Origin of the sequence: Synechococcus sp. B60.1, from assembly GCF_047462555.1 — a bacterium.
Classification (GTDB): Bacteria; Cyanobacteriota; Cyanobacteriia; order Thermostichales; family Thermostichaceae; genus Thermostichus.
Genome location: NZ_JANSJN010000090.1, coordinates 1,494 through 11,310, shown reverse-complemented (window position 1 = coordinate 11,310; position 9,817 = coordinate 1,494). Strand labels below are relative to the sequence as shown.

The window sequence follows — 9,817 nt, the reverse complement described above, 5'->3', positions numbered from 1 at the left end:
GAAAGCCATCAGTTTCTGTAACAGAGATCCTGGAGTCCCTCCACGAGCAGCCACGGGATGTCCCACCGCGTGGTTGTAGAGTACCCTACTTTCTTTCGCGGGGGTGTCTGGATCCTGGCCCTGACGCTGCAAGTCCAGGAGGGGCCCCCCAGTAGCTAAGGTTTGCTGAGAGCACCTTTAGGAGAGTCCCGAGAAGGGGTGGGATCCCTCCTGGCTAAAGTTGGCAAGCCCCTTCCTGGCCAGAGGAGGGTTGACCAAGCCGGGGGGCTGCTTGCGGCTATTTGGGCAGGTTGCTTCCATAATCAGGAAAGTGTCCACTCGAGGGCCTGGCCAATGGAGGCCATACGCTCACTTTTGCAAGAGGAGCCTATCCTCTCGTTTGCTCTACTGCTGGGGGTGATCCTGGTGGTGCCGCTGCTCTTTGAGCGGCTGCACTTGCCGGGGCTGGTGGGCCTTTTGGCGGCGGGGATCGCCCTGGGGCCGCAGGGGCTGAACCTACTGAGCTCAAAGCTGCCGACAGTGCAGTTGCTTTCGGATATCGGCGTGGTCTACCTGCTGTTTGTGGCTGGGCTGGAGATCGACCTGGAGCAATTTCGGCAGACCCGCAACCGCTCCGCCACCTTTGGCGTGTTGACCTTTGCCATCCCCCTAACCGTGGGCACTGCCATTGGGCGGCTATTTGGCTTCGGCTGGAACGCCGCCATCCTGCTGGGATCCCTGTTTGCCTCCCACACTCCCCTGGGCTACCCCATTGTCAGCCGCTATGGCCTGGTGAAAAACGAGGCGGTGCTGGTCACCATCGGCGGCACCATCTTCACCGACATTGCCGCGCTGCTGGTCTTGGCAGTCTGTGTCGGCATCCACGGCGGTGAGTTTTCCCTCTGGAGCTTGGTGCGGCTGCTGGGATCCCTGCTGCTGTATGCGGCTGCGGTCCTGTTTGGGGTGGACTGGCTGGGGCAGCGGTTTTTTCGTGTAACCGGCAGCGAAGAGGGCAACCAATTTTTGTTTGTGCTGCTGGCTCTGTTTGTGGCAGCTCTGGGGGCGCAGTGGATTGGGGTAGAGAAGATCATCGGCGCCTTTCTGGCGGGGCTAGCCGTGAACGATGTGCTGCGGGAGGGCTCTGTCAAAGAAAAGATCGTCTTTGTCGGCAGCATCTTGTTCATCCCCGTCTTTTTTGTGGATATAGGGCTGTTGCTCGACCTGCGCGCCTTTCTGCAAACCCTCAGCTCCCTTTGGCTGATACTGAGTATCCTGCTGGGGTTGACTCTAAGCAAATACGCTGCCGCCCAACTCTGTCAGTGGCTCTACCACTACACCCCGGCGCAAAAGCTGATGATGTGGTCGCTTTCCTTACCCCAGGTGGCGGCCACCTTGGCAGCAACCCTGGTGGGGTACCGCGTGGGGTTGCTCAATGCAGAGGTGCTCAACAGCGTGGTGGTGTTAATGCTGGTTACGGCCACGCTGGGCCCAATTTTGACCACTCGGGCGGCTACGCAGATGGCCAGGGAGGAGGAACAGGGCCGACTCCCGTCTGGGGCAGGGGTCTCTGTAGCGCAGCCTCCACAGCCCTACGTGGTCGTGGTGCCCCTGGCCAATCCCGAAACCGAGGAAAACCTGCTGGAGATGGCCTGCCTCCTGGCCAAGCACGAGGGCGGGCGGGTGGTTCCCCTCGCAGTGGCGACCGGCCACCTGCACATGGACTCTCCCTTGCTGCAGGACTCTCTAGAACACGGCGAGGGTCTGCTGCGGCGGGCAGTGGAGTTTTGTCAGGCCTTGGGAGTAGAAGTTACCCCCCTCAGCCGCATCGACAGCCACGTTGCCCAAGGGATCAGCCACGCCAGCCGTGAGCAGAACGCCAGCCTCATCGTCATGGGCTGGAGCGATCCCACCCGCTTGCGGGCCCGCCTCTTCGGCAGTGTCATCAACAGTGTCCTCTGGGCTGCCCATTGCCCGGTTGCCGTGGCGCGCCTGCTCCAGCCCCCTCACAAGCTGCGGCGGATCCTGGTGGCGCTGGAAAACTTTCGCTCGCAGGCGGCTCGGGCAGTGCGCTTAGCCGAGATCTTGGCTGCCGCCAACCAGGGAGAGGTTACCTTGCTCCACATCTGCCCAGGCGGTACCCCCGAAAGCGATCGCCAGTGGCTGGAGGCGCAGCTTTTGTCCCTGGCCCAACAGCCAGACTTGGGCTACCCCGTCCAGGTAAAAGTCTTGGCCAGCGACGAGGTCGTCAAAGCTCTCTTGCAGGAGGCCCAAGGGTTTGACCTGGTGGTGTTGCCCTCTTTTCGGCGGCGTAACCCCAGCGGGAGCCTATCCTTCAGCGACACGACCACTCGCCTCCTAGAACGCCTCACCTGCTCTTTGATCATGGTTGGGGAGCCCCTCTGAGGCCTACAGGGATCCCTTCTTTGCCCGACAGCGCAGCTTTCCTTATCACACAGCGGGGCGGCTTGGTAGCCCCGTACTTAAGTGCGGGGCGAAAAAGCCCGTAAGCAACTTTGGTTGCTCATCAGACGTGGTAGCGATAGCTGCTAGCGGGCCTAGAAAGGCTGATGGGTGTGGGGGTGCTGCTTGATGTTGTCGGCATCCCTCACTTCCATTACCGCGTTGAGAATTCGCCGCGGCTCAGCGCTGAGATGGAGCTTGAACACCCCCCTCTCTGGCGTGCAGACCTGGTGCAGGGGGATGTGACGAAATTGGGGCTTGCTGCGGTACGTACGGGCCGCCGCTTGTAGCCGCTCCACAAAACCTTCTCCCAGCACCACCCCTGGCGGGAAAACATCGGCGGGCAAAGTCGGGATCCCGTTATCGACAACTTCTGCGTAAGTAGTGGCGTAGAGAAGGCAGTAAGAAGTGCTGCGGCGCTCTTGGGCGAGGCAATCCAGGGCGGCGGCGGGAACCGGCTCGGCCACCAACACCTCCCTGAGGCGACCGTCCTCATCCCGTTGGAAGCAAGAGGCCACTCCCAGAACTACATAGTCCAGCCCCTGGACGGGGCCTGAACTGAGGTGAGTTTGCGCCGTATCCGCCATCGCTGCCCCCTCCGCATTGCTGGTTGAACTTTACTTGACCTCAGGTAAGTACCGGGATCCCATGACAAAACCCCTTGTCCTCACCTTAGCAACAACTTCGGGGTTGGACATCGGAGGCTTACTCTGGGGCAAACTCAGCCCGCAGTTGCCTAGGCGTGAACGCCTCCCGACACTCATCTTCGTTGAGTAAACGCAACTTAGATAGAGGACGGGCTTCACGCTTCACAGACTTGTTTGGACTTGTTTGTCCAGAGGCCTCAGCGTGCTGCCACCGTGCGACCCACGGCGGGAAACTCTCCGGAGATTTAACTTGTTCTCCTCAAGTGTAGGACGAACGGCTTTCATCCCGACACTGATTTACTCTTGAGTAAGCACAATTCACAAATACAGTGCGGGGCTTCCCGCCGATTAAGCTAAAACTCCTGCCGCGCTTCTAGGGCACGGGCCAGGGTGACCTCGTCGGCATACTCCAGCTCGGATCCCATGGGCAGGCCAAAGGCCAGACGGGTCATGCGCAGGCCGGGGGCAACCGGCTTCAGGTAATCCTTAACCACGTGCATGGTGACCTCCCCCTCCACGCTGGGGCTGAGGGCAAAGATGAGCTCCTGGGGCTTTTCCCGCGCCACCCGGGCCACCAGCTCGCGGATGCGCAACTGCTCGGCCCCGATCCCGTTCATGGGCGAGATCAGGCCTCCCAAAACGTGGTAAAGGCCCTTGAACTCGCGGGTGCGCTCCATGGCGATGAGATCCTTGACATCGGCCACTACGCACCAGGTGGAGGGATCCCGCTGCGGCGAGCGACAGATCTCGCAGGGATCTTCCGCCGACCAGTTGAAGCAGACGGAGCAGTACTTAACGGTTTGCTTGGCCTCCAGCAGGGCTTTGGCCAGGGCTTCGACCTCGCTAGCGGGCCGGTTAATTAAGTGCAAGGCCAGGCGCTGAGCTGTTTTGGAGCCAATGCCGGGCAACCGCTGCAGCTCCTCGATCAGGCGAGCCAAAGGGCGAGTGTACATAGGAAGCCAGGCTGGCCGGGATCAGCCCAACCCCAACCCCGGCAGGCTAATATTTCCGGTCAGCTCCTCCATGCGTTTGCGCATCGTCTCGGCAGACTGGGTGTAGGCGTTCACCATCGCCGTTAGGAGCAAGTCCTCCACCACATCCACCGGCTCCTGGAGTACTTGGGGATCCAGAGAGACCTTGAGGGGCTCCTGGTTGCCGTTCACCGTCACCTTCACCAGCCCATTGCCGGCCTCGCCGACGATCTCCATTTCTTCCAGCTCTTTTTGCAGTTTTTGGGCACCGTCGCGCACCTCTTGGGCTTTCTTGAGGGCTTCCTGAATTTTGCCGAAGGGACCAAAGCCTCGGGTCATGGGATCCTCTTTCAGACACTGCTGTTCTACTCTACTCCTTTCCTCTCGCCGGTATAAAGTACCCGCCAAGCTGGGAACCCAGTTCAGATCGGCCTTTTTAGCCTGGGGTTAATCCTGACGAATTATCCTCAACAGAGAGGGCAAAAGCTCCCCCTGCCCCTCAGCGTCCTCTGCCTGGAGGTGTCATGGCTCAACTGTTGCAGGATCCGCAGTCGCTAGCCGCCCAGCCCAGCCCCGTGGGCCAAAAGTCTTCTCCCTTGTCCTGGCGGCGCTGGATCCCGGAGCGCTGGTATGTCCACCTGGGCCTGTGGCTGGCCTGTTTGGCGTTGGGGTTTCCGGTGTTGTATGCCCTGATCGTGAGCACCCAAAACAACGCCGAGGTGTTTCGCTATCAATTGACCTTTGGCTCTTCGTTTGCCTTTAACTGGCAGCAGGTGATGGTGGCGCGTCACCTAGGCCATTACATGGTCAACAGCGCCATCGTGGCGACGGCCATCACAGTGGGCAAGACGGTTTTGTCGCTGTTGGCGGGGCTGGCCTTTGTCTACTTTCGCTTTCCAGGCAAGGGGCTGGCCTTTGGCTTTGTGCTCATGACCTTGATGATGCCCACAGAAATCTTGATCATCGCCCTGCTGAGGCTAGTTACCAACTTGGGCTGGGGATCCACCTACTACGCTTTGATCGTGCCTTTTCTGGCCAGCGCCACGGCTACATTTTTGTTTCGCCAACATTTTTCCAACATCCCGCGCGAGCTGGCGGAGGCAGCCCAACTGGACGGGGCAAACCCCTTGCAGTTTCTCACCCAAGTGCTGATCCCCCTGAGCTGGAACGCCATCGGGGCCCAGGCGGTGATTCACTTCGTCTACGCTTGGAATATGTACCTGTGGCCCCGCTTGATCGTGCAAGGCCGGGAGCGACAGGTGGTGCAGGTGGGGCTGCAATCTCTACTCAACTTGGATAGCTCCGCCTCCTATGGCCCCATGATGCTGGGGGCGATCATCGCCAGCATTCCGCCGCTGGTGGTGTTTATTGCCCTGCAAAAGCCTTTCATGAGCGGCCTAGCCCTCAGCCGCGACAAGTAAACTGTCCCCAACTCATGCCCAGAGATCTGCGCCGTTTCATTGCCCTGCTGGAGTCCCGTGGCCAGCTTCGCCGCGTCGCCGCGGAGGTGGATCCCGATTTGGAAATTGCCGAGATCGCCGATCGCCTTTTGGCTTGCGGGGGGCCGGCGCTGCTGTTTGAGCGGGTGAAGGGATCCGCGATGCCGCTGCTGATCAACGTTTTGGGCACGGTGGAGCGCATCTGCTGGGCGCTGGGGATGGAGGAGCCGCGGGAGCTGGAGGAGCTGGGGAAAAAGTTGGCCTTGCTCTACCAGCCGCGCCCGCCAAAAAATTTTGCCCAGGCGGTGGAGCTGGGACAGGCGCTGTTTAGTGTCTTCAAGGCTAGGCCCAGCCGGGATCTGCTCCCCCCCTGTCAGCAGGTGGTGCTGCTCGATGAGGCGGTGGATCTCACCCAACTGCCCCTGCTGCGGGTCTATCCTGGCGATGCCGGGCGGGTGCTGACCTTGGGCCTGATGGTTACCAAAGACCCGGAAAACGGCATCCCCAACGTAGGGGTGTACCGCCTGCAGCTGCAAAGCCGCAACACGATGACGGTGCAGTGGCTGTCGGTGCGGGGGGCGACGCGGCACCTGCGCAAGGCGGCGGCCCTGGGCCGGAAGCTGGAAGTGGCGGTGGCCATCGGGGTGGATCCCGCCGTGATCCTGGCAGCGGCCACGCCCCTGCCGGTGGATCTCTCGGAGTGGCTGTTTGCCGGTCTCTACAGTGGGGAAGGACTGCCGCTAGCCCGCTGCAAGACAGTGGATCTGGAGGTACCGGCCCACGCTGAGATTGTGCTGGAGGGCACCATCACGCCGGGGGAGGTGGCCCCCGACGGCCCTGCCGGGGATCACATTGGCTACTACGGCCCTCGCAACGAGCAGGCTCCTCTCATTCGCTTCCACTGCCTCACCCACCGCCGGGATCCCCTCTACCTCACCACCTTCAGCGGCAAGCCCCCCAAGGAAAACGACATGATGGCGCTGGCCCTGAACCGCATTTACACCCCCATTCTGCGGCAGCAGGTGCCGGAGATTGTGGATTTCTTTTTGCCCATGGAGGCCCTGGGCTACAAGGCGGCGATTTTGTCCATCGACAAAGCCTACCCCGGCCAAGCGCGGCGGGCGGCCCTAGCTTTTTGGAGCGCCCTGCCTCAGTTTAGCTACACCAAGTTTGTCATCGTGGTGGACAAGGACATCAACGTGCGGGATCCGCGGCAGGTGCTCTGGTGCCTGTGTTCGCGGGTGGATCCGCAGCGGGATGTGTTTATTCTGCCGGACAACCCCTTTGACGCCCTGGACTTTGCCACCGAAAAGCGGGGCCTGGGGGGCAAGATGGGGATCGACGCCACCACCAAGATCCCGCCGGAAACGGACACCCCTTGGCGGCAGCCCCTGGCTCCGGATCCGGAAGTGGCCCGCCGGGTGGATCGCCGCTGGGCCGAGTACGGTCTGGCGGATCTCAAGCTGCAGCCGGCGGATCCGCGCCTGTTTGGCTACGAGTTCTAGGGAGGGCTAAGAGGCTGGCAGGTGCAACAGGCACTCTCTTGGGTAGTGCTGATCCTGAGCTATGTCGGGCTGGGGCTGGGATCCCTGCCCCGGTTGCGCATGAACCGGGCCACGATTGCCCTGGTGGGATCCGCTTTGCTCATTGCCCTGGGAACGGTGCCGCTGCCGCAGGCCTGGGCAGCCATCGACCCAACCACAATTGTCTTTCTCCTCAGCATGATGGTGGTGAACGCCAGCTTGTCCCAGGGCGGCGCCTTCCAGTTGGCTTTGCTGGGCCTAATTCGGGTTAGCCGCAGCCCCTTCGGGCTTTTGCTTATGCTGGTGTTTGGCAGTGGGCTGCTCTCGGCCTTTCTCCTCAACGATACCCTGGCGCTGGTGTTTACCCCCCTCACGCTGCAGGTAACCACTGTGCTGGGGCTGAACCCCATTCCCTATCTCTTGGGCTTGGCGGCAGCCACCAACCTAGGGTCTGTAGCCACCCTGAGCGGCAACCCGCAGAACATCCTCATCGGCTCCTTCTCCAGGATTGGCTACCTGGAGTTTGCCGCCCAGATGACCCCGATTGCCGTGGTGGGGCTGCTGCTGGAGGTGGGGCTGCTGTGGCTCTACTACCCCGAGGTGCGCTCGCTGCAGCCCTTCATCCATCAGGCGCCTTGGACGCCGCTGCGCCTCTACCCACCCCTGTTGCGCAAGAGCGTAGCCATTACAGTGGCGCTGTTTGGGGCCTTTGTGGCCGGCTTGCCCCTAGCCGAGTCGGCCCTGCTGGCAGCAGCCCTCTTGCTGATTACCCGCCGGCTGAAGCCGGAGCGGTTTTTGGGGCAGGTGGACTGGAATCTGTTGGTGATGTTCTCTGGGCTGTTTATCCTGACACGGGCAACCCGAGAGCTGCTGGCCGGCTGGGGACCCAGCCTAGGGCCCTGGGCGGAGCAGGTGGCGGGATCCCCGTTGGCGCTGCTGGCTGCTGTTGCCCTCCTGTCCAACCTCATCTCCAACGTGCCGGCAGTGCTGCTGCTGCAGTCGCTGCTCCCACTGCAGGGGACGACTGCCTGGCTACTCCTAGCTGCCGGCTCCACCTTGGCGGGCAATCTGACCTTGTTTGGGGCAGTGGCCAATTTGATTACCGTTGAGGCGGCAGCCAGAAAGGGGTATGTGTTGACCTTTGGGGAGCACCTGCGCTTTGGTCTGCCCCTAACGCTGCTGACTTTGGGCTTCAGTGGCCTGTGGCTGGGCCGGCCTTGAGCCTGTGATTTCCCACAAGAGGGACTAGAGAAATGCCTATGGCGTGGCGAGGGCAGCCAAAAGCTCATCTGCCAACAACACTGCCGTGTAGACCAAAGCCTGTCGCTGCTCAGGCGAGAGATCGCCAATGGCGGTTTGGGGATTGCTGAGCATGCCCTGCAACACCCTGCTGGCCACGTATTCCCGTTTGGAGACGCCAGGGCTAGAGATGGTGGGGTTATCCAGGGAGAACTTCTGGTGGTGCTCGAAGGGAAAGGCATATTCAGAAGCTACCGGCATGGCTTCACTCCAAACCTGCACTCTACGCTGCGCTTGGCCTATTTTCGCATTGTCCCTTGCGGGGAAGCTCCAAAAAGCGAGGGCTCAAAAGAGACACTACGCCCTTCCGGAGGTTTATGCGAATCCATCGCGTCAGCGGGACGGCGTCCTTTGGCAACGGCTTGCCACTTCACCCCTGCCTGCTACTGCGCGGCCTGTGGCAGATGGTTTGAAGGCAAGAAGCGGGTGCGCCACCTCTTCAACGATGCGGGAGTGGATCTCGGCCCGCTTTGCCCGGCTTGCTTCGCGCTGCCCCCGGCACAGTTGCCTGAACCGCGTGCGGCATCCCGGCTCCAAAGAGCATGGCTATCGCCTGGAGCAGGCGGCTAGAGAGCCCTCCATTCGTTACCCTGTGGCTCCGACAGTGGCAGCAGCGTTAGCGACAGAATTGGGCATTCCCAAAAAGATGCAGGAAAATCAGGAGAAGTTGAGCCGGAATCCAAACCCGCCGGCTTGCCATTTCGTTTGCTGAGGAATCCCGATGCACGACCTGGACAGTTTGCCAGAGCCAGTAGCCGACGCCCTAATCAAAAGCCTGCTCACGGATGTGGAACGGCTGATCAACCAGCACGGCCTGTCAGAGGTTTTGGTGGGGTTGGCCATGTATTGCAATGTGCAGTTCAAGGCCAAGTTCAATAAACCCAACCGCACTGAGAAAGATGAGGAGCTGGGATTTTATTTCCGCGACGCTGCCAAAGCCCTAGAGGTAGCAGCCAGCCTCACCTACCGCACCATTGACCGCTCCCGGCCCAGCCAGCCCACCCAACCCAACGCTTAGATGGTAGGGATCCCGCCCTTACCCCTCTCCCTGAGGCAGCCCAAGCGCTCCGCGCCGCTAACGCGACCACCCCCAACCCCTCTCCCTGAGGGAGAGGGGAGTTGGCAAGTGATCTAGGGTGGCAAGGGATCCCTCTGGGTTTTTATGCTGGTGGGCGACAGTTGCAGGGAGGCCGAGCGTGAAAATTGTCTGGGAACGCAGCATTTACGGGGGCAATGGCCGCGTGCCCTGCATTATCTGCGGCGGATGGGCCACCCCGATCCAGAAAAAGGGGCAGCAGGTGCTGCTGGCGGTGGTCTACAACGACCGCGGCCAAATCTATGGCGAGATCTGCCGCAGTTGCCTCAGCCTGGGGGCTAAGGGCATCAAAGAGTATCTACGGGAGCGGATTGCCCGCCTGCGTAGACAACTGCAAGACCTGGAGGAGCTGGAGCGGGGAGAGGTGCAACTGCCCACCTTGGAGCAGGAGCTGAGCGCTTAC

General features: G+C 61.2%; 10 protein-coding genes. 6 read left to right on the top strand and 4 right to left on the bottom strand.

The genetic code is table 11. The annotated features are described in order from the left end of the window. Positions 1-354: 354 nt before the first annotated feature. Entirely contained in the window at positions 355-2,382 is a 2,028-nt protein-coding gene (locus NW863_RS10215) for a cation:proton antiporter (RefSeq protein ID WP_414366140.1), read from the top strand. Positions 2,383-2,534: 152 nt separating this feature from the next. Here the strand turns inward: NW863_RS10215 and NW863_RS10210 are convergent, their stop codons facing one another. The 3 genes from NW863_RS10210 to NW863_RS10200 all read right to left on the bottom strand — a co-directional run bounded on the left by NW863_RS10210 (position 2,535) and on the right by NW863_RS10200 (position 4,396). After that, complete coding sequence (locus NW863_RS10210; RefSeq protein ID WP_414366139.1) at positions 2,535-3,026, bottom strand: hypothetical protein; 492 nt, start codon at positions 3,024-3,026, stop codon at positions 2,535-2,537. Between the two features lie 413 nt (positions 3,027-3,439). After that, positions 3,440-4,039: a recombination mediator RecR gene (gene recR / locus NW863_RS10205; protein ID WP_414366137.1), complete on the bottom strand. Its 600-nt coding sequence runs from the start codon at positions 4,037-4,039 to the stop codon at positions 3,440-3,442. 21 nt (positions 4,040-4,060) lie between these two features. Next, positions 4,061-4,396, bottom strand: a complete 336-nt coding sequence (locus NW863_RS10200) for a YbaB/EbfC family nucleoid-associated protein (RefSeq protein WP_414366136.1) — start codon at positions 4,394-4,396, stop codon at positions 4,061-4,063. Positions 4,397-4,581: 185 nt separating this feature from the next. Between NW863_RS10200 and NW863_RS10195 the strand changes: the two genes are divergently transcribed. From NW863_RS10195 to NW863_RS10185, 3 genes are read left to right on the top strand one after another with little or no spacing between them, the layout of a single operon-like run. Further along, on the top strand, positions 4,582-5,478 hold the full coding sequence (locus NW863_RS10195) for a carbohydrate ABC transporter permease (RefSeq protein ID WP_414366134.1): 897 nt from the start codon (positions 4,582-4,584) through the stop codon (positions 5,476-5,478). Positions 5,479-5,492: 14 nt separating this feature from the next. Continuing rightward, on the top strand, positions 5,493-7,001 hold the full coding sequence (locus NW863_RS10190; RefSeq protein ID WP_414366133.1) for a UbiD family decarboxylase: 1,509 nt from the start codon (positions 5,493-5,495) through the stop codon (positions 6,999-7,001). A 21-nt stretch (positions 7,002-7,022) separates the two neighbouring features. Continuing rightward, on the top strand, positions 7,023-8,240 hold the full coding sequence (locus tag NW863_RS10185) for an anion transporter (protein ID WP_414366131.1): 1,218 nt from the start codon (positions 7,023-7,025) through the stop codon (positions 8,238-8,240). Positions 8,241-8,276: 36 nt separating this feature from the next. On the opposite strand, the gene NW863_RS10180 is transcribed toward NW863_RS10185, so the two are convergent. After that, positions 8,277-8,519 carry a hypothetical protein gene (locus tag NW863_RS10180; protein WP_414366129.1) on the bottom strand — a complete coding sequence of 81 codons (243 nt, stop codon included), beginning with the start codon at positions 8,517-8,519 and terminating at the stop codon, positions 8,277-8,279. 520 nt (positions 8,520-9,039) lie between these two features. Between NW863_RS10180 and NW863_RS10175 the strand changes: the two genes are divergently transcribed. Then, a complete protein-coding gene (locus tag NW863_RS10175) occupies positions 9,040-9,336 on the top strand; it encodes a hypothetical protein (RefSeq protein WP_414366127.1) in 297 nt (98 codons plus the stop codon). 178 nt (positions 9,337-9,514) lie between these two features. Then, positions 9,515-9,817 (top strand): hypothetical protein (locus NW863_RS10170; protein WP_414366126.1); only part of this gene is annotated, 303 nt, incomplete at its 3' end.

What these genes read in the sequence shown, in the direction of transcription:
- NW863_RS10175 (WP_414366127.1), top strand. Translation starts at nt 9,040, where the DNA reads ATGCACGACCTGGACAGTTTGCCAGAGCCAGTAGCCGACGCCCTAATC.
- NW863_RS10210 (WP_414366139.1), bottom strand. Translation starts at nt 3,026, where the DNA reads ATGGCGGATACGGCGCAAACTCACCTCAGTTCAGGCCCCGTCCAGGGG.
- NW863_RS10195 (WP_414366134.1), top strand. Translation starts at nt 4,582, where the DNA reads ATGGCTCAACTGTTGCAGGATCCGCAGTCGCTAGCCGCCCAGCCCAGC.
- NW863_RS10180 (WP_414366129.1), bottom strand. Translation starts at nt 8,519, where the DNA reads ATGCCGGTAGCTTCTGAATATGCCTTTCCCTTCGAGCACCACCAGAAG.
- NW863_RS10190 (WP_414366133.1), top strand. Translation starts at nt 5,493, where the DNA reads ATGCCCAGAGATCTGCGCCGTTTCATTGCCCTGCTGGAGTCCCGTGGC.
- recR (WP_414366137.1), bottom strand. Translation starts at nt 4,039, where the DNA reads ATGTACACTCGCCCTTTGGCTCGCCTGATCGAGGAGCTGCAGCGGTTG.
- NW863_RS10200 (WP_414366136.1), bottom strand. Translation starts at nt 4,396, where the DNA reads ATGACCCGAGGCTTTGGTCCCTTCGGCAAAATTCAGGAAGCCCTCAAG.